At 72.2% G+C, this 25893-nt stretch carries 22 protein-coding genes and 1 pseudogene; 9 read left to right on the top strand and 14 right to left on the bottom strand.

Features of this window, described 5'->3' with window-relative positions:
• Positions 1 to 223: 223 nt before the first annotated feature.
• The 5 genes from V1258_RS12060 to panD all read right to left on the bottom strand — a co-directional run bounded on the left by V1258_RS12060 (position 224) and on the right by panD (position 5240).
• Complete coding sequence (locus V1258_RS12060) at positions 224 to 1639, bottom strand: extracellular solute-binding protein (protein WP_329749912.1); 1416 nt, start codon at positions 1637 to 1639, stop codon at positions 224 to 226.
• Positions 1636 to 2559, bottom strand: a complete 924-nt coding sequence (locus tag V1258_RS12055; protein ID WP_329749911.1) for a carbohydrate ABC transporter permease — start codon at positions 2557 to 2559, stop codon at positions 1636 to 1638. Before V1258_RS12055 ends, V1258_RS12060 begins: the two co-directional genes overlap by 4 nt.
• A 13-nt stretch (positions 2560 to 2572) precedes the next feature.
• On the bottom strand, positions 2573 to 3586 hold the full coding sequence (locus V1258_RS12050; RefSeq protein WP_329749910.1) for a carbohydrate ABC transporter permease: 1014 nt from the start codon (positions 3584 to 3586) through the stop codon (positions 2573 to 2575).
• Positions 3587 to 3783: 197 nt separating this feature from the next.
• Positions 3784 to 4710, bottom strand: coding sequence for an AEC family transporter (locus V1258_RS12045; RefSeq protein ID WP_329749909.1), 927 nt, complete (start codon positions 4708 to 4710; stop codon positions 3784 to 3786).
• Between the two features lie 104 nt (positions 4711 to 4814).
• Positions 4815 to 5240: an aspartate 1-decarboxylase gene (gene panD / locus V1258_RS12040; RefSeq protein WP_329749908.1), complete on the bottom strand. Its 426-nt coding sequence runs from the start codon at positions 5238 to 5240 to the stop codon at positions 4815 to 4817.
• A gap of 69 nt (positions 5241 to 5309) precedes the next feature.
• On the opposite strand from panD, the gene V1258_RS12035 reads away from it, so the two are divergent.
• Together V1258_RS12035 and V1258_RS12030 are read left to right on the top strand one after the other, a co-directional pair.
• Entirely contained in the window at positions 5310 to 6962 is a 1653-nt protein-coding gene (locus tag V1258_RS12035; RefSeq protein WP_329749907.1) for a DEAD/DEAH box helicase, read from the top strand.
• Positions 6959 to 8362, top strand: coding sequence for an L-serine ammonia-lyase (locus tag V1258_RS12030; RefSeq protein WP_329749906.1), 1404 nt, complete (start codon positions 6959 to 6961; stop codon positions 8360 to 8362). The genes V1258_RS12035 and V1258_RS12030 overlap by 4 nt, the downstream gene beginning before the upstream one ends.
• Here the strand turns inward: V1258_RS12030 and V1258_RS12025 are convergent.
• From V1258_RS12025 to V1258_RS12015, 3 genes are read right to left on the bottom strand one after another with little or no spacing between them, the layout of a single operon-like run.
• On the bottom strand, positions 8343 to 9464 hold the full coding sequence (locus V1258_RS12025) for an AMP-binding protein (RefSeq protein ID WP_329749905.1): 1122 nt from the start codon (positions 9462 to 9464) through the stop codon (positions 8343 to 8345). The two genes, V1258_RS12030 and V1258_RS12025, sit on opposite strands and share 20 nt — an antisense overlap.
• Positions 9461 to 10267 carry an SDR family NAD(P)-dependent oxidoreductase gene (locus V1258_RS12020; RefSeq protein WP_329749904.1) on the bottom strand — a complete coding sequence of 269 codons (807 nt, stop codon included), beginning with the start codon at positions 10265 to 10267 and terminating at the stop codon, positions 9461 to 9463. The genes V1258_RS12025 and V1258_RS12020 overlap by 4 nt, the downstream gene beginning before the upstream one ends.
• Complete coding sequence (locus V1258_RS12015; protein WP_329749903.1) at positions 10264 to 11370, bottom strand: NADH:flavin oxidoreductase/NADH oxidase; 1107 nt, start codon at positions 11368 to 11370, stop codon at positions 10264 to 10266. The genes V1258_RS12020 and V1258_RS12015 overlap by 4 nt, the downstream gene beginning before the upstream one ends.
• A gap of 138 nt (positions 11371 to 11508) precedes the next feature.
• On the opposite strand from V1258_RS12015, the gene acs reads away from it, so the two are divergent.
• Positions 11509 to 13485, top strand: coding sequence for an acetate--CoA ligase (gene acs / locus V1258_RS12010; RefSeq protein WP_329749902.1), 1977 nt, complete (start codon positions 11509 to 11511; stop codon positions 13483 to 13485).
• Between the two features lie 168 nt (positions 13486 to 13653).
• Here the strand turns inward: acs and V1258_RS12005 are convergent, their stop codons facing one another.
• Genes V1258_RS12005 through V1258_RS11995 form a run of 3 tightly spaced genes read right to left on the bottom strand, consistent with a single transcriptional unit; the run spans position 13654 to position 16666 of the window.
• The gene (locus V1258_RS12005; protein ID WP_329749901.1) at positions 13654 to 14592 is read right to left on the bottom strand and encodes a DUF4097 family beta strand repeat-containing protein; all 939 of its coding nucleotides are present in this window, start codon (positions 14590 to 14592) and stop codon (positions 13654 to 13656) included.
• A complete protein-coding gene (locus V1258_RS12000) occupies positions 14592 to 15245 on the bottom strand; it encodes a response regulator transcription factor (RefSeq protein ID WP_329749900.1) in 654 nt (217 codons plus the stop codon). Before V1258_RS12000 ends, V1258_RS12005 begins: the two co-directional genes overlap by 1 nt.
• Positions 15242 to 16666, bottom strand: coding sequence for a sensor histidine kinase (locus V1258_RS11995; protein ID WP_329749899.1), 1425 nt, complete (start codon positions 16664 to 16666; stop codon positions 15242 to 15244). The genes V1258_RS12000 and V1258_RS11995 overlap by 4 nt, the downstream gene beginning before the upstream one ends.
• Before the next feature lie 97 nt (positions 16667 to 16763).
• Here V1258_RS11995 and V1258_RS11990 point away from each other — a divergent pair, with 97 nt between their 5' ends.
• From V1258_RS11990 to rlmB, 4 genes are all read left to right on the top strand, one after another.
• A complete protein-coding gene (locus V1258_RS11990) occupies positions 16764 to 17870 on the top strand; it encodes a LacI family DNA-binding transcriptional regulator (protein ID WP_329749898.1) in 1107 nt (368 codons plus the stop codon).
• 85 nt (positions 17871 to 17955) lie between these two features.
• Positions 17956 to 18438, top strand: coding sequence for a phage holin family protein (locus V1258_RS11985; protein ID WP_329749897.1), 483 nt, complete (start codon positions 17956 to 17958; stop codon positions 18436 to 18438).
• Positions 18439 to 18467: 29 nt separating this feature from the next.
• The gene (cysS, locus tag V1258_RS11980) at positions 18468 to 19907 is read left to right on the top strand and encodes a cysteine--tRNA ligase (protein ID WP_329749896.1); all 1440 of its coding nucleotides are present in this window, start codon (positions 18468 to 18470) and stop codon (positions 19905 to 19907) included.
• A gap of 13 nt (positions 19908 to 19920) precedes the next feature.
• A complete protein-coding gene (gene rlmB, locus V1258_RS11975; RefSeq protein WP_329749895.1) occupies positions 19921 to 20874 on the top strand; it encodes a 23S rRNA (guanosine(2251)-2'-O)-methyltransferase RlmB in 954 nt (317 codons plus the stop codon).
• 29 nt (positions 20875 to 20903) lie between these two features.
• On the opposite strand, the gene yczE is transcribed toward rlmB, so the two are convergent.
• The 3 genes and pseudogenes from yczE to V1258_RS11960 all read right to left on the bottom strand — a co-directional run.
• The gene (yczE, locus tag V1258_RS11970; protein WP_329749894.1) at positions 20904 to 21641 is read right to left on the bottom strand and encodes a membrane protein YczE; all 738 of its coding nucleotides are present in this window, start codon (positions 21639 to 21641) and stop codon (positions 20904 to 20906) included.
• Between the two features lie 10 nt (positions 21642 to 21651).
• Complete coding sequence (locus V1258_RS11965; RefSeq protein ID WP_329749893.1) at positions 21652 to 22893, bottom strand: DUF4032 domain-containing protein; 1242 nt, start codon at positions 22891 to 22893, stop codon at positions 21652 to 21654.
• A gap of 136 nt (positions 22894 to 23029) precedes the next feature.
• Positions 23030 to 24112 (bottom strand): annotated as a pseudogene (locus tag V1258_RS11960) (ABC transporter ATP-binding protein); the annotation flags it as partial.
• Positions 24113 to 24285: 173 nt separating this feature from the next.
• Between V1258_RS11960 and V1258_RS11955 the strand changes: the two are divergent.
• Both V1258_RS11955 and V1258_RS11950 read left to right on the top strand, forming a co-directional pair.
• The gene (locus V1258_RS11955; RefSeq protein WP_329749892.1) at positions 24286 to 24981 is read left to right on the top strand and encodes a peptide deformylase; all 696 of its coding nucleotides are present in this window, start codon (positions 24286 to 24288) and stop codon (positions 24979 to 24981) included.
• Positions 24982 to 25036: 55 nt separating this feature from the next.
• Positions 25037 to 25777, top strand: a complete 741-nt coding sequence (locus V1258_RS11950) for a hypothetical protein (protein WP_329744981.1) — start codon at positions 25037 to 25039, stop codon at positions 25775 to 25777.
• Positions 25778 to 25893 lie beyond the last annotated feature (116 nt).

Below are 25893 nucleotides of genomic sequence, written 5' to 3'. Positions count from 1 at the left end.
CTGACATGGGAAAGCCCTCGCGCGGGCGAGGGCTGCCGCATCGGTGCCGACGGGGGAGCGGCGCGGACCGGCCGCGCCGGGAGGTCCCGGGGTCGGCGTACCCCGATGCGGCTAGAGGAGCAGAAGTCGACGAGCCACGGGCTCAGTGTACGACCCCGCGCACGGGCGTGCCCCGTCTCCGCCGGGCGGCGGTGACGGGGCACGCGGGGGGACGGAGCGGGGATCAGCCGACGTCCGCGGCATCCTCCTGGGTGAAGTTCGGGTCCGGCTCGCCGAAGCCCTCGGGCAGGGAGATCGGGCAGAACTGCTGCATCGTCGGGTCCACGTACTGCTGGGCCTCCTTGACCAGGTTCTCCGGGGTGTCGGAGCCCTGGTTGAGGCTGCCCTGCATGGTGAACATGGCGTCCCACAGCTTGGTGCCCACCGGCAGCGGCGGCCGGGACTTCGCCACGCCCATCAGTTCCACGAAGAACTTGATGTCTGGGCTCCACCCCTCGGGGTCCTTGATCGTCTCGATGTTCGTGGGGATGTTCGTGAGCTTCGGCATGAGGATCTTCTGGCCCTCGTAGCCCGCATAGAACTTGAAGAAGTCCCAGGCCGCCTTCGACATGCTCGCGCCCTTCGGCATCGCGAGCGCGAAGCCGCCGGCCCAGGTGAAGGGGTCGTCGCCTTCGTTAGGAACGGGGAGATACGTGAGCCCGTAGTCCATGTCGGGCTTGTACTGCTTCAGGCCCTTGACCGCCCAGGACCCGGTGATCTGGAACAGCTGACGGTCGGAGAAGAAGCTGGTCTGCGTGGGCGGTGCGTTGGGCGGCTGGTACGTGGCCTTGAACGCATCGAGGCGCGCGAAGTCCAGGCGCTCGACCCATCCGGCGTACATCTCCGCGACCGAGAGCATCTCCGGCGAGTCCAGCAGCACGTGGCAGGACTCGTTGGAGAACATCGGGACGTCGTTCGCCATCGCCCACATGAGCAGCGACGCCTGATCGTCCCAGGGGATCCAGGTGACCTTCTCGTAGGTGCCGCGGTCGTCCTGGACGTTGAACTGGTCGTTGATCTCCCAGATCTGGTCGTAGGACATCGGTCCGTTGGCGGGGTCCAGGAGCGCCGGGTCGATCCCGGCCTCCGTCGCGAGAGTCCTGTTCACGAACAGGGCACGGGTGTCGGTGTCCACCGGGAGCCCGAAGTACTGCCCGTCGTAGAACAGCTCGTCGGTGGCGAACTTGATCCACTGGGACATGAACTCCTCGACGCTGACGCCCTCGTACTCCTCGATGAGGGAGTCGATGGGCTCGAGCAGGCCGAGGGAGGCGAACTGGGCGCCGTTGAAGCGGTCCACGAAGTACACGTCCGGGCCGGTGCGACCGCGGACCGCGGTGATCGCGCTGGACGCATCGCCCTGACCGTTCGACGGGACCTGGGAGACCTCGATCTTCACGTCGGGGTTCTGCTCGGTGAAGGCCTCGATGATGAGGGCCTCGAGCTCGGCATTGGTGCCGCCCTGGCCCCACAGCTTGACGACGTTGGGGTCGCGCTGGTCCCCGACGGGACGGCTCGTGCAGCCGACGATCGAGCCGCCGGCGACGGTGACGCTGGCTCCGGCGCCGAGGGCGCGCAGCAGGGTGCGACGGTTGATCACTTGAAACCTCCGAGGGTGATGCCGCTGATGAAGTAGCGCTGGAACATGAAGAACAGGAGCACCAGCGGGAGGAGCACGAGGAACGAGGCCGCCATGAGCAGGTTGAACTGGATGTCCTGCGAGTTGACGGAGCGGAAGACCTGCATACCGATGGAGAGCGTCTGCTTGTCCTGGTCCTGCAGGTAGATCAGCGGACCCATGAAGTCGTTCCAGGTGCCGACCGCGGAGAAGATCGCGATCACGGTGACCGCGGGGCGGGCGGTGGGGAACACGATCCGCCAGGCGATCGTCCACTCGCTGGCGCCGTCCACCCGGGCGGCGTCGAGCATGTCGCGCGGGGTCTGCAGCATGAACTGGCGCAGCAGGAAGGTGAAGAACCCGCCGGCGAAGAGCGCCGGGGCGATGAGCGGGACGAAGGTGTTCACGAAGCCCAGCCCGGCCCACATGTCGAACATCGGGATGAGGGTCACGGGGAAGGGCAGGAACAGGGTCGCGAGCACGATGAAGAAGACCCGGTTGCGCCCGGGCCAGTCGATGCACGCGAAGCCGTAGGCCACGATGAAGTTCGAGACCACGCTGAAGACGACCACGCAGATCGTGATGATGGCGCTGTTCCGGAAGAAGGTCCAGAACGGCATGATCGTCACGGCGTCCGAGAAGTTCTGCCAGCGCAGCTCCGTGGGGAACAGCGTGGGCGGGAACTGCGCGAGCTCCTCGGGGGTCTTCAGCGCCGAGATCAGCATCCAGTAGAGGGGCAGCGAGAAGAGCAGCAGCACGACGAGCATGACGAGGCGCGAGATCCAGGCGCTCAGCGAGCTGGGCCGGGAGCCGTCGGGGTTGCGCCCGTAGTTCGAGCGGGACTTGAGCGAGGCGCCGGAGCCGAGATTCTGCGCTCCGGTGCTGACGGTGTTGATAGCCATGTCGGGGTCCTCCTCAGCCGGCCGAGACGTCGTAGTTCACGAACCGGCGGGAGAGCCAGTAGATGAGTCCGGCGAGCACCATGCCGAACAGGAACAGCAGCACCGCGAGCGCCGAGGCGAAGCCGAGCTGACCGTAGGAGAAGGCGTTCCGGTAGAGGTACAGCATGTAGAACAGCGTCGAGTTGTCGGGACCACCGTTGGTCATGATGTACGCCTCGGTGAACACCATCATCGCGCCGGAGACACCTGTGATCAGGTTGAACAGGATCGTCGGGGTGAGCAGCGGCAGCGTGATCGCGGTGAACTGACGGAAGCGGGAGGCGCCGTCGATGCGGGCCGCCTCGTAGAGGGTGTCGGGGATGTTGCGCAGGCCCGCGAGGTAGATCAGGGCGGCGTTGCCCGCACCCAGCTGGGCCATCACGATCATCACGATCTTCGCGTACCGCGGCTCGCCCAGCAGGTTCGTGTCGGGCATGCCGAACAGGCCCAGGAACTGGTTGACGATGCCGAACTGCGGGTTGACGAAGACGATGAAGATGAACGACATGGCGAACATCGGGATGAGCGAGGGCAGGTACAGCAGCGTCCGGTAGATCGCCACCTCCCGCACGTTGCGGTTCATCGCGATCGCGAGCAGCAGGGCCACGACCATGCCCACCGGCACGGCCAGCAGCATGTAGTAGACGGTGTTGCCGACCGAGGTACGGACCATCGGGTCCATGAAGGCCGAGATGTAGTTCTGCAGGCCGATGAAGGTCGGCGTCTGCATCCCGGAGTACTGGGTCAGGCTGATCACGAAGGAGTAGATCAGCGGATAGATCACGAACACTGCGACGCCGATGATCCACGGCGAGATGAACAGCAGTCCGTTGCGGAGGTTGCGCTTCTCCCGTCCGGTGAGGGACCGGCGCTTCGGCCGCCCGCCTCCGGAGGGTGCTCGCGCCCCCGTCCCTGTGCTCTGGTCGCCGACGGGTGCGGTGCCCGGAGTGCCCGGTCCGCCCGTCGCGACGGCGTTGCTCGCGCTCATCGCTCTCCCTTCGCTGGGCCGCCGCACCCTCGTTGGTGCGGTGGAGGGATCAGGGCCGACCGGCCCCCGGCCGCCCGCGATCACGGGACGGCCGAACCCTGTGACGGAGGTTACTCACAACGATGGACTAATGCAATGGGTGCAGGACGGCGCGCCGGAACGTCCGGCGGACGGTGGCGGAGGAGTGCGCGCCGGGCTCAGATCCCGGCGACGCCGGAGATCAGCAGCAGCACGAGCACGGTGCCGATCGTCGTGATCAGCACGGTGTCGCGGGCGAGGTTCTCGGCGGCGCGGTACCGGGCGGCGGCGACGAAGACGTTCTGCGCCGTCGGCAGGGCCGCCATCACGACCACCTCGTAGAGGCCGGCGCCCCGCAGTCCCAGGGCGAGCCCGACCCCGAGGGCGATCACGGGCATGGCGAGCAGCTTCGCCGAGGAGGCGACGGCGATCAGGCCGCGGTAGCCGTCATCCTTCGCGAGCGGCTTCGATCCGTACAGCGAGAGGCCGTACGCGAGCAGCATCGCGGGGATCGCCATGTCCCCGAGGGACTGGAAGGGGTCCAGCACCACCTGCGGGACCCGCACATGGAGCAGGGCGAGGGTCACGCCGACGGCGGCCGCGATGATGGTTGGGTTGGCGCCGATGCTGCGCAGGATCCCGGCGGGCCCCTGCGCATCCTTCTGGGTCACGTGGTGCAGCGCGAAGAGATAGAGCGGCGTGTAGATCGCCTGCTGGAAGAGGATCACCGGCAGGGCGTGCGAGATGTCCCCGAGCACGTACGCCGCGATCGGGAATCCCATGTTCGCGCCGTTGACCACGGAGCCGCTGATCGCCGTGACCACGAGCTCGGCGCCGCGACGCTTGGTGAACAGCCGTATCCCGATCAGCAGCAGGGCGCCGGTGAGCAGGCCCGAGATCCCGGCGACCGCCATCGGTGCGGAGAAGATCTCGGCGAGCTCGGAGTCGAGCAGCCCCACGAGCACGAGCGCGGGGGAGCAGAGGAAGAAGGTCGAGCGGTTCAGCACGTAGCGACCGTGCGGACCGAGGATCCCGGTGCGGCCGGCGATCCAGCCGACGCCGATGATCGACCAGACGATGAAGAACCCGGCGAGGACCCCGCTCATCGGCGACGGAGGGGCTGGGTGCGGGTCACCCGCGAAATCCTATCGGGTTCGCCGTGGGCGAACGGGCCGCGTCCGGGTCCCGGACCGCTCGCCGCCGTCGGGCGTCAGTGACGGCCGACGGAGGTGCGGCCGTTGATCTGGTCGGGCATGCCGGGGACCGGCTCGGCGCCGTCGTCCCCGATCGCCACGATGCGGTTCTCGCCGTCGACGTGCACCACGCGCGGGTGGTGCGCGGGGATCTCGGCGGCCTCGAGCTGCCCATAGGCCATGATGATCACCAGGTCGCCGGGGCTGACGAGGTGGGCGGCCGCGCCGTTGATCCCGATCACACCGCTGCCGCGCTCGCCGGCGATCACATAGGTGACGAGCCGGGCGCCGGAGGTGATGTCGGCGATGGTGACCTGCTCGTGCTCGACCAGGCCCGCGGCCTCGACGAGGTCGGCGTCGATCGTCACCGAGCCGACGTAGTGCAGGTCAGCCTGCGTGACCGTGGCCCGGTGGATCTTCGAGGTCATGAGAGTGCGCATCATCGGGACCAGTCTCCCACGCCCCGTCCATGCGCGATGATGGGCACTGCCCGCTTCGTCAGGAGGATCACCATGCCCAAGGCCCGCCGCCGCTCGGCGCACAGCTCCGAGCGCTTCGAGGACATGGCACTGCCGGACGAGCTGCTCGGCGTGCTCGCCGAGCAGGGACTCTCGCGCGCCTTCGAGATCCAGGCCGCGATCCTCCCCGACGCCCTCGCGGGACGTGACGTCCTGGCCCGCGCGGAGACCGGATCCGGCAAGACCCTCGCCTTCACCCTCGCCATGACCAGCCGGTTCCGGGGGCGCAAGCAGCACCGTCGGCGTCCGCTCGGCGTGGTGCTGGTGCCCACCCGCGAGCTCGCGGTGCAGGTGGTCGACACCATCCATCCGTTCGCGCGCGCGGTGGGGCTGCGGGCCCAGCTCGTGGCCGGCGGCATGAACATCGAGAAGCAGGCCGAGGCCGTCGCGCGCGGCGTGGCGATCGTGGTCGCCACGCCGGGCCGGCTCATCGACCTCGCCGAGCGGGGCGCCCTTCAGCTCGACCTGGTCGAGACGACGGTGATCGACGAGGCCGATCACATGGCCGACCTCGGCTTCCTGCCGGCGGTGCGGGACATCCTCGCCGCGACCACGATGGGCACCCAGAAGATGCTGTTCTCCGCGACGCTCGACGGCCAGGTCGAGGAGCTCGTGGACAGCTTCCTGGTGGATCCGATCAGCCACGAGACCACCCCCGTCGCGGCGGCGGTGAAGACCATGGAGCACCAGGTGCTCGCGATCGCCCCCGCGGCGAAGCGCGAGGTCACCGCCCAGCTCGCCGCCCGGAAGGGCCGCACGCTGATGTTCACCCGCACCCAGCTCGGCGCCGAGCGCGTGGCGCAGGAGCTCGTCGAGGTCGGCGTGCGCGCCGCGGCGCTGCACGGCAACAAGCAGCAGGGCCTGCGCACCAATGTGCTCGCCGGCTTCCGCGAGGGCGCCTATCCGGTGCTCGTCGCGACCGACGTCGCCGCCCGCGGCCTGCACATCGACGACGTGACGATGGTGGTCCACGTCGATCCGGCCGACGACGTCAAGGAGTACGTGCACCGCTCGGGCCGCACCGCCCGCGCCGGGGCGCGGGGCACCGTGGTGACCCTCGCGCTGCCGCACCAGACCGGCTCGACCCGGCAGATCCTCGAGGCCGCCGAGGTCGAGGGCGTCTGGTCCGACGTCGCCGAGGCGGCGGATCCCGCGCTCGAGCGGCTCGGCGGCCGCGCCCCGAGCGGCGAGCCGGCGGAGGACCCCGCCCTCGAGAAGCACAAGGGCGCGCCGCGCAAGCTGGACCTCAAGCGCGGCGGCGCGAACCGGCGCCTCGCCGAGGAGCGCCGTGCCAACGAGGAGCGGCGCGCCTCCTGGGAGGAGGAGCCCGAGGCGGCGCCGGGGGATCGCCGCGGCGTCCGATCCGGGCAGGGCGGCGGCCGCGGGGCGGCCTCGCGCGGCGCCTCGCGCGGCGCGAGCGGATCCCGCGGCGCGGCCGGCGGGCGCGGCGCGACGGGCCGGTCCGCCGGCACTCGCGGTGCCGGCACCCGCGGCGAGACTCCCCGGGACGGCGGCGCGCGCGGAGCCGGGGGCCGCGGCAGCGGTGCCGGGGGGCGCGGAACGGGCGGCGCCGGCGGGCGCGGAGCCGGCGGCGCCGGCAGGCGCGGCACCCGGGGACGCGGCGGCGGACGGGGCGGTCGCGGATGAGCATCAGCACCTTCGACCTGTTCAAGATCGGGATCGGCCCCTCGAGCTCCCACACCGTCGGCCCCATGCGCGCGGCTGCGACCTTCGCCCGCGAGGTTCTCGCCGATCCCGCGATCGGACCGCGCGTCGCCGACGTGGCGGTGCACCTCTACGGCTCGCTCGCCGCGACCGGCGCGGGGCACGGCACCCTCGATGCCGTGGTGATGGGGCTCGAGGGCGCTGACCCGGAGACCGTCGATCCGGTCGCCGGGCGGGAGCGGGTCGCACGGATCGAGGCCGAGGGCGGTCTCCTCCTGGACGGGCGGGTGCCGGTCTCCCTACGGCCCTCGACGATCGTGCTGCATCCCCTGACCTTCCTGCCGCAGCACTCCAACGGCATGACCTTCGTGGCCCTGGACGCCGCGGGGGACCAGCTCCTGCGCCGGCCCATGTTCTCCGTAGGCGGCGGCTTCGTGGTCGACGAGGCGGACATGGACCAGTCCATCGCCGAGGTCGCCGCCGAGGAGCAGGGGCGCACCATCTTCACCACCGGCGCCGAGCTGCTGCGCGTGTGCGAGGAGCGGGGGATCTCGATCTCCGAGGCGATGCTGCTGCGCGAGCGGCAGTGGCGCAGCGACGAGGAGATCCGGGCCGGTCTGCTGGTGATCTGGCGCGCCATGCACGACTGCATCGAGCGGGGGATCCGCACCACCGGGATCCTCCCCGGCGGGCTCGAGGTGCGCCGTCGCGCCGCCTCCTGGTACGACTCGCTCTCCGCCGAGGACCCGGTGCGTCTGCCGATGAACTCCTTCGAGTGGGTCTCCCTCGCCGCACTCGCCGTGAACGAGGAGAACGCGGCGGGCGGCCGCGTGGTCACCGCGCCCACCAACGGCGCGGCCGGGATCATCCCGGCGGTGCTGTTCTTCGCCACCACCTACATCGAGGGCGTCGACCCCGACGAGATCGCCGTGCGCTTCCTGCTCACGGCCGGGGCGATCGGCTCGCTGTACAAGGAGCACGCGTCGATCTCGGGCGCCGAAGTGGGCTGCCAAGGCGAGGTCGGGTCGGCCTGCTCGATGGCCGCCGCCGCCCTCTGCGAGGCGATGGGCGGCAAGCCCGCCCAGGTGGAGAACGCCGCCGAGATCGCGATGGAGCACAACCTGGGCCTGACCTGCGACCCCGTCGGCGGGCTGGTGCAGGTTCCGTGCATCGAGCGCAACGCCATGGCGGCGGTCAAGGCGATCACCGCCGCGCGCTTCGCCCTGCGCGGCACGGGCGAGCACTTCGTCTCGCTCGACACGGTCATCGAGACCATGCGGCAGACCGGCAAGGACATGAACGAGCGGTACAAGGAGACGGCGACGGGCGGCCTCGCGATCACCGTCGGCCAGGGCGTCCCGGTCAGCGTCCCGGACTGCTGAATCGCACCTCGCGGGGTACCGCGGCCGCCCCGAGCCGGTCCCGCACCAGCGCCCGCAGCGCGGCGGGCGACAGGTCGTCGGCCTGCAGCGCCGCGGCGTTCTCGGGGCTCAGCGAGGGATCGAGGGTCACCTCGGCGACGGTCCGAGCACCGAGGCGCGCATCCTCCACGACCCGCAGCCGGACGGTGTCCACGCCGCGCTGAGCACGCAGCAGACGCACCACCTCGGCCGGGTGGTGGATCATCCCGCCCGAGGCGATCGAGCCGTCGGCCCGGCCCAGCACCCGCACCCTCCCGCGCGCATCGACCGTGCCGCGGTCGGTGACCAGCTCCCTGCCCGCGGTGAAGGGCGTGCGCGCCCGGAGCAGCCCGTCGACGGCGCGGATCCGCACCCCGGCGAGCGGTCGGCCGTCGACCGTGAGCGATCCGGTCTCGGTGGTGCCGTAGACGTCGTGCACCCGGGCCCGGAAGCGGCGTGCGAGGTCGGCCCGGAGGGTGGGGGTGAGGACATCGGATCCGGAGACCACGCGCGGGATCCGCAGGGCCCGGTTGCCACCCCAGGTCTCCTCCGCTTCCAGCAGGTCGTACAGGTGCACGGGCAGCCCGGTGAGGACATGCGGTCCGGTGCGCTGCAGCAGCTCGATCCGGTGGCGGGGCGGCAGATGGGTGAGGTCCACGAGAGGGCAGCGCAGGGCGAGGGCGCCCAGCGCCATCAGGAGGCCGTGCCCGTGCACACCCGGGGCGAGGGAGGCGACCACGCGCCCGGGGCGCATCCCGATCCGACGGGAGAGGTCGAGGAGCTGGGCGAGCTGGGCGGGGGTGACCGGGCCTCGGCGCTGGGTGCGCGGGGTACCGGTGGAGCCCGACGAGCGGGGCTCGAGGGTACCGTCCCCGGCGAGCACCGTGAGTAGCACCTCCCGCAGCGGTGCCTGCGGGGGAAGATCCGCCAGGCGCACCGGGGCGGCACCGCGCCGCGAGCGCAGGTGCACCTGCCCGAGCAGGTCCCCGGCGCGCAGCTCCCCGCGGTCATCGAGGAGCACGACCGCCCGGGGACGCGTCGCCGCGCGCAGTCGCAGCGCCGTGCCGGCCTGCAGCAGCCTCATCGTCGCCCGTCCCGGCGCAGGCCGCGCTCGGCGAACCGACCGGCGAGGCCCACGCCCCGCGCGGACAAGGTGGGGGCGGCCTGGGCGAGCACCGCCCCGAGGCGGGCCCAGGCGGGGGAGGCGAGGTCGGTGCCCCGGTCGAGGCAGCGCAGCACCCGCTCGGCCGCCTGCTCCGGACGGAGCGCCCCGCGCGGAGCGGTCCCGTAGACGGGCTCCGCCATCGAGGTCGCGACGAGCGGGAGCTCGAGGATCGAGATGCCGACCCCGGCCGCGGCGGCCTCGGGGCGGAGGGCCCGCAGCCAGGAGTCCAGGCCCGCCTTGGACGCACCGTAGGCGGCCCAGCCGGGGGCGGGGATGCGCGCCGTCGCGCTCGTGACGGCGAGGATCCGGCCGCGTCCGGCCGAGATCATCGGCCCCAGCAGCCCGAGGATCAGCGTGGCCGGGCCGAGCAGGTTCGTGCCCGTGAGCCGCACCAGGTCGTGGGGCCGGCCGAGGGTGTCGGCGAGGGGACGGCGGATCGAATGCCCCGCGAGGGAGAGCACCGCGGCGGGCGCGCCCAGCTCGGCGGGGATCCGGGCGGCGAGATCCTCGACCGCGGGCTGGTCGCGCAGATCGCAGGGGTGCACCACGGCGCTCCCGCCGCGGGAGCGCACCTGGTCCGCGAGCGCCGCGAGCCGGGTCTCGTCGCGGGCGGTGAGCACCAGGAGCTCGCCGCGCTCGGCGAGGCGCAGCGCGAGGGCGGCGCCCACGCCGCCGGTCGCCCCGGTCAGCACGATCGGCGCCCGTGCGCCCGGGGAGCTCACCACGAGCCGCGTCGGTAGGCGCCGGGGTAGAGGGAGGCGTCGCGCACCCCGAGCTCGTGGGCGGCGCGCAGCGGCCAGGCGGGCTCGCGCAGGGCCGCGCGTCCGATCGCCACGAAGTCCGCGTCGCCCCGGTCGAGGACCGCCTGCGCGCCCGTCGGATCGGTGATCAGCCCGACGGCGGCGACCGGCAGGGACACCGCCTCGCGCAGGGTGCGGGCGAATCCCACCTGGTACTCGGGGCCCACGGCGATGTCGGCGATGACCGCCCCGCCGGTGGAGACGTGGAGGGCGTCGACGCCGACCTCCTCGAGCTCCCGGGCGAGCTCGGCGGACTGCTCGATGTCCCAGCCGCCGTCGATCCAGTCGGTCGCGCTGAGGCGCACGATGAGCGGGCGGTCGGCGGGCCAGCGCTCCCGCACCGCGACGGCGATCTCCCGGGCGAGGCGGCGTCGGCCCGGGCCGTCGCCCCCGTACTCGTCGGTGCGGGTGTTCACGAGCGGGGAGAGGAACTCGTGGACGAGGTAGCCGTGGGCGAAGTGCAGCTCGAGGGCGTCGAAGCCGGCCTCCTCGGCACGCCCGGCGGCGGCCACGAAGTCCGCGACGACCCCGGCGATCTCTTCCCGGCTGAGGGCATCGGGGGCGTCGAGCCCCGGGAAGGGGTCCGTGGTCGGGCCGACGGTCCGCCAGCCGGCGGCGAACTCTGGCACGGTGCCGCGGCGGCGGGAGTAGGCGGGCAGTGCCGGCCAGGTCGAAGCCTTCCGGCCCGCGTGCGCGAGCTGCACGGCGATGCGGGAACCCTGCTCCCGGCAGAAGCGCACGATGCGAGCCCAGGCGCGGGCCTGCTCGTCGCTCCACAGTCCCGTGTCGCGCGGGCTGATCCTCCCCTCGGGGGAGACGGCCGTCGCCTCGGTGATGACGAGGCCGAAGCCGCCGGCGGCGCGGGAGCCGAGGTGCACCAGGTGCCAGTCCGTGGGCACCCCGTCCTCCGCCTCGACCATGTACTGGCACATCGGCGCGAGCCAGATCCGGTTGCGCAGCGAGAGCTCGCCGAGTCGGACCGGCGCGAGGAGCGAGGGGGAGGGGTCCCCGGGGGAGAGCTGCATGACCCCACGGTAGTCGCCCGGGCGCTGCCGGCCCCGGGGTGCCCGGCGGCGGACGACAGGCGTGACGTGCATCTCCTGCGATACGGTGACCCCGTCCATCCCGCCCCGCACGTCGGGGCCCGTCCAGCAGGAGAGCCGATGTCCGACGCAGCCCCCGGGATCGAGAACCTCAGCCAGGAGAACCGCACCTTCTCCCCGACCTCCGAGTTCGTGCAGAACGCGGTCGCGCGTCCCTCGCTCTACGCCGAGGCCGAGCGCGACCGCCTCGCCTTCTGGCGCTCGCGCGCGAGCCTGCTGAGCTGGAAGACCCCCTTCACCGAGACCCTGGACTGGTCCAACCCGCCCTTCGCCCGCTGGTTCGGCGACGGCACCCTCAACGCCGCCTACAACTGCGTGGACCGCCACGTCGAGTCCGGGCACGGCGGCCAGGTCGCCCTGCTCGCCGAGTACGAGGACGGCTCCGACGCCCGCTTCACCTACGCCGACGTCAAGGACGAGATCTCCCGCATGGCCAATGTGCTCGCCGACCTCGGCGTGCGCACCGGTGACCGGGTCGCGATCTACCTGCCCATGGTCCCCGAGGCCGTCTTCGCGATGCTCGCGTGCGCGCGGCTCGGCGCCCCGCACTCGGTGGTCTTCGGCGGCTTCAGCGCCGAGGCGCTGCGCAGCCGCATCGAGGACGCCGAGGCGCGCGTGGTGATCACCGCCGACGGGCAGAACCGCCGCGGCAAGCAGATGCCCCTCAAGCCCGCCGTCGACGAGGCGCTCGCCGGGGGCGCCTCCTCGGTGCAGAAGGTGCTCGTGGTGCGCCGCACCGGCGGCGAGGTCGACTGGACCGAGGGTCGGGACGTGTGGTGGCACGAGGCGCGCGAGACCGCCTCGACCGAGCACGAGCCGGTGTGGGTCGAGGCCGAGCACCCGCTGTTCATCCTCTACACCTCGGGGACCACCGGGAAGCCCAAGGGCATCGTCCACACCACCGGCGGCTATCTCACCCAGGCGGCCTACACCCATCGCAACGTCTTCGACCTCAAGCCGTCCTCGGACGTCTACTGGTGCACCGCGGACGTCGGCTGGATCACCGGTCACTCGTACGTGGTGTACGGGCCGATGGCCAATCGCAGCACCCAGGTGATCTACGAGGGCACCCCGGACACCCCGCACCAGGGCCGCTGGTGGGAGATCGTGGAGAAGTACGGCGTCTCGCTGTTCTACTCCTCGCCCACCGCGATCCGCACCGCCATGAAGTGGGGCGAGGACATCCCGGCGAAGCACGACCTCTCCTCGCTGCGCCTGCTCGGCAGCGTCGGCGAGGCCATCAACCCCGAGGCCTGGATGTGGTACCGCCGCGTCATCGGCCAGGACCGCTGCCCGATCGTCGACACCTGGTGGCAGACGGAGACCGGCGGCATCATGATCTCGCCGCTGCCCGGCATCACCGCCGCCAAGCCCGGCTCGGCCCAGGTGCCGCTGCCCGGCATCAGCGCCGACGTCATCAACGACGCGGGCGAGTCGGTCGGCAACGGCGAGGGCGGCTACCTCGTCCTCGACCAGCCGTGGCCGGGCATGCTGCGCGGCATCTGGGGCGATCCGGAGCGGTTCAAGGAGACCTACTGGTCGCGCTTCCCCGGCTACTACTTCGCCGGTGACGGGGCGAAGCGCGACGAGGACGGCGACATCTGGCTGCTGGGCCGGGTCGACGACGTCATGAACGTCTCCGGGCACCGCCTCTCCACCATGGAGATCGAGTCGGCGCTGGTCAGCCACGAGTGGGTGGCCGAGGCCGCCGTCGTCGGTGCGGCCGACGACACGACCGGCCAGGCCCCGGTCGCCTTCGTGATCCTCCGCTCAGGGAACGATGCGGCGATCGAGGCGGCGGGCGGCGAGGAGAAGGTCCCCGAGCTGCTGCGCGCCCATGTCGGCAAGGAGATCGGCCCCATCGCGAAGCCGAAGAAGGTCCTCCTGGTCACCGAGCTGCCGAAGACCCGCTCCGGGAAGATCATGCGGCGCCTGCTCCGCGACGTCGCCGAGAACCGCGCGGTGGGCGACACCCAGACCCTCGCCGACGCCTCGGTGATGGATCTGATCCAGCAGGGACTCCAGCCCAAGGGCTGACCCGTCCCGCAACCGAGGGGAACCAGGGGCACACACAGGGCACGGGGTTCTCTGCCGCCTAGCTCGACCTACCAAAAAACAAAGGAAAACCAAGCCCCACCACGCCACCCCGGGGTCCTCTGCCATCCGGTGCGGGTCATCCGGTACCCCGTTGTGCGGGGCTCGGGCTCAGCGGGTGACGATGACGTCCCCCACGGAGGAGTCCACGCGCAGGGTCCCGACGATCTCGCCCGCGGCGCCGGTGATGCGGGAGTCGATACGGGTCTCGCCCACTTCCGCGGTGACCTCGACCTGCCGCCGTGCCGAGCCGGGCACCTGGACCGTGACGTCCCCGGTCTCCGCGGTGATGTCGGCATCACCCTCCGCATCGGGGGCGAGGCGCAGCGTCACGTCGCCGATCGAGGTCGACAGGTCGATGCCGCCGGGCACGGGGCCGGCGAGGGAGACGTCGATCCCGCCGACCTCGGCGCGGATCCCGAGGCCGTCGGGGGCGGTGACCTGATCGAGGGTCACGTCGCCGAGTCCCGCCTCGACGGTGAGCGAGGAGAAGTTCCCGGTCAGGTCGATGTCGCCGACGTCCGCGGTCAGCGTGAGCGCGGGCGCGAGGGCCGCGGGGACGACCACGAGCAGATCGTGGTTCTGCCGCTCCCAGGGGAGTGCGGAGTCGCGCAGCGGCTCCCGCACCGTGACGCTCCGCGAGGTCCCGTCCGTCTCGACGGCCAGCTCGGCCCGGACCACGGTCCCCTCGGGCGGGATGGTGCTCGCCCCCTTCTCGACCAGCGACACCGTCACCTCCGTGGCGTCGTCGCTGCGGATCACGCGGACGTCGTTCACCTCGCTGTCGATCTGCAGCGCGGTGGGGGAGCCGAGATGCGCGGTCGCCGGGACGTCGGAGTAGGTGCGGGCGTCGAGCCGCGGGGCGAGCGACCAGCCGGCGAGACCGACCAGCAGGAGCAGGACGATCAGCGCCGCGCCGATCGCGGCGGCCACGCGCCACAGCGCGTCCAGTCCGGGGTCGGGGCGGAGCCTGCGGGCGGGATCCAGGCGGGTCCCGCGCTGGTCGTCCGGTGCGGTGCGGGGATCGGGGGCGAGATCTGTGGGGGTCATCATCGGTCCTCGGACTCCAGGTAGCGCAGCACGGCCATGACGCGTCGGTTCTCGCCGTCGACGGGCGGGAGATCGAGCTTGGTGAGCAGCGAGGAGATGTGCTTCTCGACGCTGCCGGCAGAGACGAACAGTGTGTCGGCGATGGCCTGGTTGGAGCGGCCCTGCGCCATGAGCGAGAGCACCTCCCGCTCGCGCGGGGTGAGCGCCTCGAGCACCCGTCGGCGACGGGAACGGACGAAGATCTGCTGGACGACCTCGGGGTCGAGCCAGGTGCCGCCGGCCCCGACCTCGTCGACCACGCCGAGGAAGTCCTCGACGTCGGCGACGCGGTCCTTGAGGACGTAGCCGAGGGAGCGGGGCGAGTCGGCGATGAGCTCCGAGGCGTAGCGCTCCTCGACGTACTGGGAGAGGACCAGCAGCGCGACGTCGGGGTCCTGGCGGCGGATCAGGGTCGCCGCGCGCACGCCCTCGTCGGTGAACGTGGGCGGCATGCGCACGTCGATCACGGCGAGGTCCGGGTGGTGCTCGGTCACCGCGGAGAGCAGCGCGGTCGCATCGCCGACGGCGGCGAGCACCTCGTGCCCGGCCTCGGTCAGGAGGCGCTCGAGCCCTGCCCGCAGCAGCACGGCGTCATCGGCGATCACGATCCTCATCGGGGGTCCTCCTGGGCGGGGGTGTGGGCGGGAGCGGCAGCGGGCACAGCAGCGGGCACAGCAGCGGACACTGCGGCGGGCACCGGGGCGGGGTCCGCGACACGCACGGCGGCGGGCAGCGCGCGGGGACGATCCGAAGCGGATGCGGCGGTCGCGGCGGCCGACGGGGGCGTCGTGGGGATCTCGGCGAGAAGGACGGTGCCGCCGCTCGCGGGGCTCGTCACCTCGAGCCGGCCGCCGGTGGCGCGCACGCGGTCGGTGAGCCCGGCGAGCCCGGTGGAGACCCCGTCGCGGCGCACCTGGGCGCCGCCGCGGCCGTCGTCCTCGATGCGCACTCGCAACGTCGACGGATCCTGGGTCACGCTGACCCGAGCCCGCTGGGCACCGGCGTGCTTGGCGATGTTCGTCAGCGCCTCGGAGACCACGAAGTAGGCGACGGCCTCCCGTTCGGCGTCGAGGGAACCGTGCAGCTGCACCTCGAGGTCCACGGGGGTGACCGAGCGGGCGGCGAGGGCGGAGAGCGCCGCGTCCAGACCGCGGTCGGTGAGCACGGCCGGGTGGATGCCGCGCGCCAGCTGGCGCAGATCGGTGATGACGGCCTTCGCCTCGGAGTGCGCCTCGGTGACCAGCTCGGTGGCCCGATCGGGGTCGGTGCGGATCGCGGAGCGGGCCATGCCCAGGGTCATCGCGAGGGCGACGAGCCGCGGCTGGACCCCGTCGTGCAGATCGCGCTCGATCCGCAGCCGCTCCTGGGCGGCGGCGTCGACCGCGCCCTGTCGCCGGGTGGCGAGCTCGGCCACCTGGCCCCGCAGGTCCTCCTCGTTGCCCGAGATCAGGCCGCGGGCGAGGCCGCGGTCGGCGAGTCCGCCGAGGACCAGCGCCAGGATCGCCAGCAGGATGCTCCCCCCGCCGATCAGACCCAGACCCCAGCGCGGCAGGGTGGCGGACCCGAGCTCGAGCGCGCCGTGGCGCAGCGCGATGTCGGTCGCGGTCCAGCCCGTCCAGGCCAGGACGAGGGCGAGTCCGGCGAAGACCGCGGCGACCAGCAGGGACAGGTGATGGTGCAGGACCCCGCGCCAGTACGGGCCGGAGGAGATCTCGAGCCAGGCGTCGTGGATCCAGCCACCGAGACCGGTGCGCCGGCTCCGGCGGCGCTGCGGGACGATGACCTCCATGCGGTGCACGGCGACCACTCGTCGGCGCTCCAAGCGCACGACCACGCGCATCAGCAGCAGCCAGGGCACGAGCAGCAGCACGCCGGCGCCGAGGGCGGCGAGGCCGCCGAGACCGGACAGCAGCAGGGTGATGCTCACGACCCCCCAGGTCCAGGCGAGGAGCGAGGCGGGGAGCACGCCGAGCACGGCGGTGAAGGTGAGCCGCGGTGGGCGCGAGCGGGGCGGCGCGGCGGAGGTGTCGTCCATGGCATCGACAGTATGGCCGGGCGGGGCGCCGACCCACCGGGAGCGCCCGCCGTTCCGCCGGGGGATATCCCCCGCAGGGATGCGGTTCAATGGACCCATGAGCACCCAGGACAGCACCTCCGCCGACGAGCCCCAGTCTTCCGCCGAGCCGGCCGGCTCCCGCGCGACCCTCCGCGACGTCGCGGACTCGGTCGGCATCTCGAGCGCCGTGGCACTGCGCGCCCTGCGCGGCTCGGACGAGATCAAGCCGGTCATGGCCCGGCGCGTGCGCGAGGCCGCCGAGCGGCTCCGCTTCCCGCTCGAGGAGCTCAGCGACGCGGACGACCACCGCGGCGTCGTCGCGGTGCTCGTCAACACCATGCGCAATACCTGGATCTCCGATCTCGTGCGCGCGATCCGCATCGAGCTCGCCGCGACCGGCCGCTCGGCCGTGGTCGTCCCCACCCGGCGTCGGCTCCCCGAGTACCCGATCGCCGCGGACACCGAGGCGATCGAGTCGCTCGTGAGCCTCGGCGTCGACGGCTTCCTGATGATCTCGGACCTCGCGGACATGGACGGCGTGCTCGCCGCGACCGGGGACCGCCCCTTCGTCGGCATTGGCTGCTCCCAGGAGTTCGTGGGGCGCTTCGACACGGTCCGCATCGACGACGAGGTCGGGCAGGGGCTGCTGGTCGATCACCTGGTGGGCCTCGGGCATCGCGAGATCGCCCACGTCGGCGGGGTCGGCGCGGCCGTGGCCCGCGAGCGCGCCGACGCCTTCCGCAAGGCGATGGCCCGCCACGGCCTCGAGGACACCGCCCGCGTGGAGCCGGGCGACTTCACGGAGCAGGTGGGGCAGACCGCCGGCTCGATGCTGCTGCGCGGCAGCCGCGTCCCCACGGCCGTCACCTGCGCGAACGACGTGACCGCCCTCGGCGTCCTCTCCGCCGCGCGCGACGCCGGCTACTCGGTGCCGGATCAGCTGGCGGTCGCCGGCTACGGCAACACCTCCCTCGCCGACTCCGGGATCTCGCAGCTCACCAGCGTCGATCCCAACTCCGACCGGCTCGGCGCGATCGCCGCGCAGTTCCTCGTCGAGCGCGTCTCCGGCCACGAGGTCGCCCCCCGCGATCTCGCGGTCGCCCCCTCTGTGGTGGTGCGCCGCTCGACCTCGGCCGGCCCCCGTCCCGAGTCCACGCAGCGGAAGCGCATCTCCGTCGACTGACCCGCCAGCGGCCGCGCGCCCCGGCCCGTTCGTCGGCGCCCGAGGCGTTCCCGTCACCTGCTCATCCCTGCGATAGGCTCCGACCATGATCAACACCACGAACGACCCGAGCACGCCGCCCACCCAGCGGTCCATCGGCGAGCTCGTCCAGTCCATCCGCGACGAGGCCCTCGGCGTCGTCCACCACGAGATCGACATCGCGAAGAAGGAGCTCACCGCTCTCGGCATCAAGGTCGGCATCATCGCCGCCTGCGCCGCGGTGCTGCTCTTCCTGCTGCTCTCGGCGTGGGTGATGCTGCTGTTCGCCGCGGCGAGCGGGCTCGAGGCCGCCGGAATCCCCGCCTGGGGCGCCTACCTGATCGTCGCGGGCGTGTTCATCCTCCTCGGCGCGATCGCCGGCCTCATCGCGTTCCTCGTCGTGAAGCGGCTGAGGGCCCCTGAGACCACGATCGAGACCGCGCAGTCCGCGGTCCAGGCCGTCCAGGGCAAGCGCCGCACCGCGGCGGTGTCCTACGACGACACCTTCGAGGAGCTCTACGGCAAGCAGGTCAGCGCGCGCTCCGAGTGAGCCCCCACCAGGGCAGTACCCTGGTCCCTGTGACTCTCCATCTGCACGACACCGCCACCCGCACCACTGCACCGTTCACCCCGGTGTGCGAGGGGGCGGTGTCGCTGTATGTCTGCGGTCCCACCACGCAGGGCGCCCCGCACCTCGGCCACCTGCGCACCTTCCTCGCCTTCGACGTGCTGGTGCGCTGGCTCGAGCGCAGCGGGTACGCGGTCACGCACGTCCGCAACGTCACCGACATCGAGGACAAGATCCTCGCGAAGTCGGCGGAGGCCGACACGTCCTGGTGGGCGTGGTCGCTGCGTTTCGAGCGCGAGTTCCAGGACGTGCTGGACCGCATCGGCAACCGTCGCCCCACCTACGAGCCGCGCGCGACCGGGCACGTCCCGGAGATGATCGAGCTGATGCAGCGCCTCATCGAACGGGGCCACGCCTACGCCGACGGGGAAGGCTCGGTCTACTTCGACGTCGCCTCCTTCGCGGACTACGGCGCGCTGACCCGTCAGTCCCTCGAGGACATGCAGGACGCCGGCGAGGAGATGGAGCCCGGCAAGCGCGACCGGCGCGACTTCGCCCTCTGGAAGGCCGCGAAGGCCACCGAGCCCGAGACCGCCTCGTGGGACACCCCCTTCGGACGCGGCCGACCCGGCTGGCACCTCGAGTGCTCCGCCATGAGCCGCAAGTACCTCGGGGAGACCTTCGACATCCACGCGGGCGGTCTCGACCTGCGCTTCCCCCACCACGAGAACGAGCAGGCCCAGTCGCGCGCCGCGGGCTACGGCTTCGCCCAGCGCTGGATGCACTCGGGCGTGCTCACCGTGGACGGGCTGAAGATGGGCAAGAGCCTCGACAACTTCGTCACCGCCGCCCGCGCCCTCGCCGACCACCCCACCCCCGCTGTGCGCCTGGCGCTGGTCAGCGGGCACTACCGGGCGACCGTCGAGTACAACGCCCGCGCGATGGCCGAAGCGGAGGTGGTGTGGGAGCGGTTCACGCAGACCGCCCGCCGTGCCGCCGAGCTGCTGGCCGGGCACCCCCTGGCCGCCGTCGACGCCCCGCTCGCGGAGGTCGAGCTCCCGGCCGCTTTCGTGGCCGCGATGGACGACGACCTCGCGGTCCCCGAGGCGCTCGCGGTGATCCACCGGGAGCAGTCCGCCCTGAACACGCTGCTCTCCGAGGGATGGGCCGAGGGCCCCGTCGCCGCGGGCCTCGGCCGGCTGCGTGCGATGCTCGACGTGCTGGGGCTGGACCCGCTCGGGGCCCGCTGGGCCGCGGCCGCGGGGGCCTCCGGCGCCGAGCACGCCGCGCTCGACGCCCTCGTCACCACCCAGCTCGCCGCCCGCGAACAGGCCCGCGCCGCGAAGGACTGGGCCCGCGCCGATGCCCTCCGCGATGCGCTGGTCGCCGCGGGGATCCGCATCGAGGACGGTCAGGGCGGCGCCCGCTGGACTCTCGAGACCACCCACTGAGGAGAATCACCCCATGGCAGGAAACAGCTCGCGCCGTGGCGCCATGCGCCACAGCAAGAAGGGCGCGACCGTCGGCTCCGGCGGCGTGCGCCGTCGCGCCCTCGAGGGGAAGGGCCCGACCCCCAAGGCCGAGGACCGGCCCTACCACAAGGCCTACAAGGCACCCGCCAAGGGCGGCGCCGGCCGGGGCGGCAAGAACGCCCGCAAGGTCCCCGGCAGCGATCAGGTCGCCGGCCGCAACGCGGTGCTCGAGGCCCTCTCCGAGAACGTCCCCGCGACCCAGCTGACCATGATGCAGCGCCTCGAGGTCGACGAGCGCGTGCGCGAGATCATGCGCCTGGCGACCGCGCGCGGCCTGCCCATCGCGGAGGCCTCCCGCACCGACCTGGACCGCCTCACCGACCACGCGGTGCATCAGGGCGTGGCCCTCACCATCCCGCCGTACGAGTACGCGAGCCTCGACGACCTGCTGCAGATCGCCTCCGACGCCTTCGAGCCGCCGCTGCTGGTGGCCCTCGACGGCATCACCGATCCGCGCAACCTCGGCGCGATCCTCCGCTCGGCCGACGCCTTCGGCGCGCACGGCGTGATCCTGCCCGAGCGCCGCAGCGTCTCGATGACCGCGAGCGTGTGGAAGGTCGCCGCGGGCGCGGCCGGCCGGGTCCGCGTCGCCCAGGTGACCAACCTCAACCGGGCGCTCGTCGAGCTCAAGGAGCGCGGCGTGTTCGTTCTGGGCCTGGATGCCGACGGCGACGTCACCTCGCGCGAGCTGAGCCTCGGCACCCAGCCGGCGGCGCTCGTCGTCGGCGCCGAGGGCAAGGGCATCTCGCGACTGGCGCGAGAGACCTGCGACCAGGTGGTGTCGATCCCCATGAGCGGCCGCACCGAGTCGCTCAACGCCTCGGTGGCCGCCGCGATCGCGCTCTACGAGATCTCGGGGGTGCGCGCGGAGAAGGGACGCGCCTGAGCTCGGGCGGGCAGCACCGCGTCTCCGTCTCAGGCGGGCAGCGCCGGGGGATCCTCCCCGGCGCCGTCCTCGTCGTCACGGCTCGGGCCCGCGGCCGGGCCGACCGGCCGCCCGCCGACGGTGCGCACCGGGATCGTCACCCAGGGGAGCGTCGCCTGGATCACCGGCCCCAGGCCCAGGGCGTAGACCACCGTCCCCACGCCGAGCGGACCGCCGAGGGCCCAGCCGGTGAGCAGCACGGCGATCTCGAGCACGATCCGCACCGGACCGACGGGTCGCCCCAGCCTCCGGCTGAGACCCGTCATGAGGCCGTCCCGGGCCCCCGGCCCGAGCTGCGCCCCGATGTACATCGCGGCGAAGATCCCATTGAGCAGCACGCCCAGCAGCATCATGCCGATCCCCGCGACCGGGCCCGAGACGCTCGGCAGCAGCCACAGGCCGAGGTCGATGCTGGCTCCCACCCAGATCGCGTTGGAGACAGTGCCGATCCCGACCTGCTCCCGCAGGGGGATCCAGGCGAGCAGCAGCATGAAGCTCACAGCGATGCTCATGACGCCGACGCTCGTGCCCAGCAGTCCCGCGAGCGCGGTGTGCAGCACGTCCCAGGGGGCCGCGCCGACGCCCGCCTCGAGGAGCAGCGCGAGGGAGAGCCCGAAGCCGGTCAGGCCCACCATCATCAGGCCGATCCGCTGGGGGAGGCGATCCACCCGGAGCTGATCGCTCAGGGACAGGTTCGCGAGCGGGCGGGGCCCGGTGGGTGACGCCATCGGGCCACGCTCAGCCCTCGAAGATCGGCAGGGCCGACGTCTCGGTGGTCATGAGCGACTTCTCGTCGGGCCGATGGATGAGCACGTTGAGGATGTAGTGCCGCACCGTGTCGTCGAGGCTGACGTCGTGCCCCGCCTCCTCGGAGAGGAACCACTTGTGCTCGAGGACCTCGTGGAAGAACTCCGGCGGCTGCAGCTTCGAGCGCATCGAGCGGGGGATCGCCCGCACCACCGGCTCGTACTGGCGCTGCAGCCACTCATGGGCCACGAACTCCTCCTCCTCGGCCTGCTGCTCGGTCGCGGCCCGGTACTGGTCGAGGTCGTTGAGCAGCCGACGGGCCTGGTTCTCCTGGGCATCGATACCGGTCAGCCGCATGAGCCGCCGGGCGTGATGACCCGCATCGACAACCTTCGGGCGGATGCTCAGCGAGGTGCCGTCGAGGTCGGTGGTGATCTCCAGCTCGCCCACGTCGAAGCCCAGCTCGTTGAGCCGCTCGATGCGGGCCGACACACGCCAGCGCTCATCGGCCGCGAAGCGCTCCCGCGCGGTCAGCGCATCCCACAGGGACTCGTAGCGACGCACCAGGTCGTCGCCCACCTCGACCGGATCCGCCTCGGGGTCGAACATCTCGCCGGCCTGGAGGTCCATCAGCTCGCCGATGATGTTGGTGCGGGCGAGGTCCACGTCGTAGCGGCGCTGGCCGTCGCTGAGCTTCTCGTAGAGGGTGCCCGTCTCGACGTCGACGATGAAGGCGGCGAAGGCCCCCGCGTCGCGGCGGAACAGGGTGTTGGACAGCGACACGTCGCCCCAGTAGAAGCCCTCGAGGTGCAGGCGCACCAGCAGCACGGCGAGGGCGTCCAGCAGGCGGTGCGCGGTCTCCTGCTGCGACACCTGGCTGAACAGGGAGCGGTAGGGGAGGGAGAACTGCAGGTGCCGGGTGATCAGCACCGCGTCGAGCGCGTCCCCGTTCGCGTCGATGCGGCCCGAGACGACGGCGAAGGGCTCGACGCACGGGATCCCGAGCCGGCCCAGGACGCGCAGCATGTCGTACTCGCGCCGTGCCAGCTGATGGTTGATCTCCTTGAGCGCGAGCACGCGCCCCGAGACCCGCACGAAGCGCACGACGTGGCGCGAGATGCCGCGGGGGAGCGCGGCGAGCATCTCCTCCGGCCAGTCCTCGAGCGGTCGTTCCCAGGGCAGGTCCAGGAGTGCCGGATCCGCCCGGGACGCAGTGATCTCCAGTGGTGCCATTGCTCCATTCTCCCCCGAACTGCCAACGGGTGCGCGCGGAAGCCCGCGGAAGGAGAAGATGTCCCTCCTCCCGCGGAGACGGCGACGGGGGTCCCGGCGAAACCGGGGCCCCCTTTGCTGCGGGGGGTAGGGGGTGGTCGCCCAGGCGCTGACCGGACTTCACGTCGAACAGGTGCAGGTGGCCCTGCTTCGGACGGAAGTAGACGGTCTCGCCCTTGGCCGGGGGACGACGGCCGTCGACACGCGCGATGAACGGCTTGGTCGTCTCGTCGCTGCCGGCGCGGCGCCCGTAGATGAACGCGTCGGCGCCGAGCTCCTCGACGACGTCGACCTCGACCGCTATGCCCTGCTCGTCGCTGACCAGCTCGAGGTCCTCGGGGCGGACGCCCACGGTGACCGAGGTCTGGTCGGTGCCCGAGAGGGTCGCACGATCCACGGGCAGCACGGCGCCGCCGAAGTGGACGCCCTGGTCGGTGAGGGACTCCTCGAGGAGGTTCATCGCCGGGGAGCCGATGAAGCCGGCCACGAACACGTTGTTCGGGTGGTCGTACATGCGGCGGGGCGAGTCGATCTGCTGGAGCACGCCGCGGTCGAGCACCGCCACGCGATCGCCCATGGTCATGGCCTCGGTCTGGTCGTGGGTCACGTACACGGTGGTGACGCCGAGTCGACGCTGCAGGGAGGCGATCTGGGTACGGGTCGAGACGCGGAGCTTGGCGTCCAGGTTGGACAGCGGCTCGTCCATGAGGAACACCTGGGGCGAGCGGACGATCGCACGACCCATGGCCACACGCTGGCGCTGACCACCGGAGAGCGCCTTCGGCTTGCGGTCGAGGTACTCGGTGAGGTCCAGGATCGCGGCGGCGTCCTCGACGCGCTTGCGGATCTCGGCCTTGGGGGTGCCCGCGATCTTCAGGGCGAAGCCCATGTTGTCCGCGACGGTCATGTGCGGGTACAGGGCGTAGTTCTGGAACACCATGGCGATGTCGCGGTCCTTCGGCGGGACGTCGGTGACGTCGCGATCGCCGATCAGGATGCGACCCGCGTCGATCTCCTCGAGACCCGCGAGCATGCGCAGCGAGGTCGACTTGCCGCAACCTGAGGGGCCGACGAGGACGAGGAACTCGCCGTCACCGATCTCGATGTTGAGGTTGTCCACCGCGGGGCGCTCCTGGCCCGGGTAGATGCGGGAGGCGTTGTCGAAAGTGACTGTTGCCATGGTGTTTCTCCTTCACCGGCAGGTACGTGCCGGACGATCCGTTGTGAAGTGAATAGGTCACCGGTCCAGGGGATTCGCATCCGTGAGGGTGCGTCCTTGCACCGGCGGAAAGAGTGTATCCCATCTCTCACCGGCTCCGGACGCGACCGTCCGGACTGCGGGATACTGGCGCGGTGGACATCACCCAGCTGACCCGGAAGATCCTCGATCGTCGCGCCCGACCGACGGACCCCCTGCGCATCGTTCAGGCCGGGCACCCGGCCCTGCGCCGCACCGCCGTCGACGCGCGCGATCGCCTCGAGCCAGAGCTGCTCGGCGAGCTCGTCCGGGCGATGGCCCTCACCATGCGCGAGGCGCCGGGCGTCGGCCTCGCCGCCCCGCAGGTGGGCCTGCCGCTGCGGCTGTTCGTGATCGAGGACCGCTACGCAGGCGAGGACGGCGACCCGGAGGACCGGCTGCTCGAGCGCACCCCCGTGCCCCTGCGCGCGCTCCTCGACCCCGTCGTCGAGCCCCTCGGCGACGAGCGCGTCTACGCTTGGGAGGGGTGCCTGTCGGTCGACGGCTGGAGCTCGATCGTGGCCCGCTCCCGCCGCGTGCGGCTCACCGCCCTCGAACTGCTCGGCGACGGGAGGATGCGCGAGGTTGACGAGGAGCACGTGGGCTGGCCGGCCCGCATCCTGCAGCACGAGACCGATCACCTCGCGGGCACCCTCTGCCATGACGTGTCCGTGCCGCGCTCCTTCATCGAGACCGGCTACGTGCACCACTACGCCGACCTCCCCGAGGCGGTGCGCCGCCTCCGGCTGACCGGCGAGATCACGTCGCTCGGCGAGGGCGAGGTGCGCATCTCGGGGCCCGCCCGGCGGTAGCGTGATCCTGTTCCCCGGAGCCCTCCGGGACCCGTCCGACGAAACGGAGCCGACCGTGACCTCGAGCCCCCAGCACCTGCCCGAGCCCTCTCAGCTCGCCGACGACGGCTTCGCCGAGCAGCTCGACGAGCGCTGGCTGGCCGTCCTCGACACCGCCCTGCGGGTCCAGGCGCCGCTCGCCCACTCCTACGTCCTGCGCCTGCGCGAGAAGCATCCCGAGGCGACCGATCGGGAGCTGCTGGAGAAGGTCACCGGGCGCTTCACCGGCCTGATGACCCTCACCGGGGCGGGCATCGGCGGCGTCGCCGCCCTGCCCGGTCTCGGCACCGCCGCCGCCGTCGGCCTGAGCATCGGCGAGGGCGTCTCCTTCGCCGAGGCGTGCGCCTTCCTCACCCTCGCCGCGGCGGACATCCATGGCCTGGACATGTCCGACCGCAACACCCGCCGCCTGGTGCTGATGAGCGTGCTGTCGGGGGAGCGGGGCGCCGAGATCATCGCGCGCTCGCTCGGCAAGCAGGGCGTGCGCTGGTCCTCGCTGCTCGGCGGGGGCGGCGGCGGGCTGATCCCCGGCTTCGTCTCGCGGGAGATCTCCCGTCGGGTGCGCCGCACCGTCGTCCGCCGCGCCGGCGGGCTGTGGCTGGTGCGCCTGCTGCCCTTCGGCATCGGTGCCCTGCTCGGCGGGCTCGGGGCGCGCGCCGTCTCGCGCTCGGTGGTCGAGGCGATGCAGGAGATCTTCTCCCAGGCCACCCTCCTCGAGGGCGAGATCGCGGGCGACCCCGGCCGCCTCGAGGCCTGAGCACGCGGGACTCCGCTACCGGCGCCACGGCCCACGGATCACGATGCGCGACGACATATAACGCAGGAGCGGGCCGCCCCGATCGGGGCGGCCCGCTCTCGCGTCGCGGGGACCGA

Origin of the sequence: Brachybacterium sp. J153 (genome assembly GCF_036311905.1) — a bacterium.
GTDB lineage: Bacteria > Actinomycetota > Actinomycetes > Actinomycetales > Dermabacteraceae > Brachybacterium.
The sequence above is the reverse complement of the archived record's forward strand: the minus strand, read 5'-3'. Positions and strand labels throughout refer to the sequence as shown.

What these genes read in the sequence shown, in the direction of transcription:
- V1258_RS12005 (WP_329749901.1), bottom strand. Translation starts at nt 14,592, where the DNA reads ATGACCCCCACAGATCTCGCCCCCGATCCCCGCACCGCACCGGACGAC.
- acs (WP_329749902.1), top strand. Translation starts at nt 11,509, where the DNA reads ATGTCCGACGCAGCCCCCGGGATCGAGAACCTCAGCCAGGAGAACCGC.
- yczE (WP_329749894.1), bottom strand. Translation starts at nt 21,641, where the DNA reads ATGGCGTCACCCACCGGGCCCCGCCCGCTCGCGAACCTGTCCCTGAGC.
- V1258_RS12000 (WP_329749900.1), bottom strand. Translation starts at nt 15,245, where the DNA reads ATGAGGATCGTGATCGCCGATGACGCCGTGCTGCTGCGGGCAGGGCTC.
- V1258_RS12050 (WP_329749910.1), bottom strand. Translation starts at nt 3,586, where the DNA reads ATGAGCGCGAGCAACGCCGTCGCGACGGGCGGACCGGGCACTCCGGGC.
- V1258_RS12035 (WP_329749907.1), top strand. Translation starts at nt 5,310, where the DNA reads ATGCCCAAGGCCCGCCGCCGCTCGGCGCACAGCTCCGAGCGCTTCGAG.
- V1258_RS12025 (WP_329749905.1), bottom strand. Translation starts at nt 9,464, where the DNA reads ATGAGGCTGCTGCAGGCCGGCACGGCGCTGCGACTGCGCGCGGCGACG.
- V1258_RS11985 (WP_329749897.1), top strand. Translation starts at nt 17,956, where the DNA reads ATGATCAACACCACGAACGACCCGAGCACGCCGCCCACCCAGCGGTCC.
- V1258_RS12055 (WP_329749911.1), bottom strand. Translation starts at nt 2,559, where the DNA reads ATGGCTATCAACACCGTCAGCACCGGAGCGCAGAATCTCGGCTCCGGC.
- V1258_RS11995 (WP_329749899.1), bottom strand. Translation starts at nt 16,666, where the DNA reads ATGGACGACACCTCCGCCGCGCCGCCCCGCTCGCGCCCACCGCGGCTC.
- V1258_RS11990 (WP_329749898.1), top strand. Translation starts at nt 16,764, where the DNA reads ATGAGCACCCAGGACAGCACCTCCGCCGACGAGCCCCAGTCTTCCGCC.
- V1258_RS11965 (WP_329749893.1), bottom strand. Translation starts at nt 22,893, where the DNA reads ATGGCACCACTGGAGATCACTGCGTCCCGGGCGGATCCGGCACTCCTG.
- panD (WP_329749908.1), bottom strand. Translation starts at nt 5,240, where the DNA reads ATGATGCGCACTCTCATGACCTCGAAGATCCACCGGGCCACGGTCACG.
- V1258_RS12015 (WP_329749903.1), bottom strand. Translation starts at nt 11,370, where the DNA reads ATGCAGCTCTCCCCCGGGGACCCCTCCCCCTCGCTCCTCGCGCCGGTC.
- rlmB (WP_329749895.1), top strand. Translation starts at nt 19,921, where the DNA reads ATGGCAGGAAACAGCTCGCGCCGTGGCGCCATGCGCCACAGCAAGAAG.
- V1258_RS12045 (WP_329749909.1), bottom strand. Translation starts at nt 4,710, where the DNA reads ATGAGCGGGGTCCTCGCCGGGTTCTTCATCGTCTGGTCGATCATCGGC.
- V1258_RS12030 (WP_329749906.1), top strand. Translation starts at nt 6,959, where the DNA reads ATGAGCATCAGCACCTTCGACCTGTTCAAGATCGGGATCGGCCCCTCG.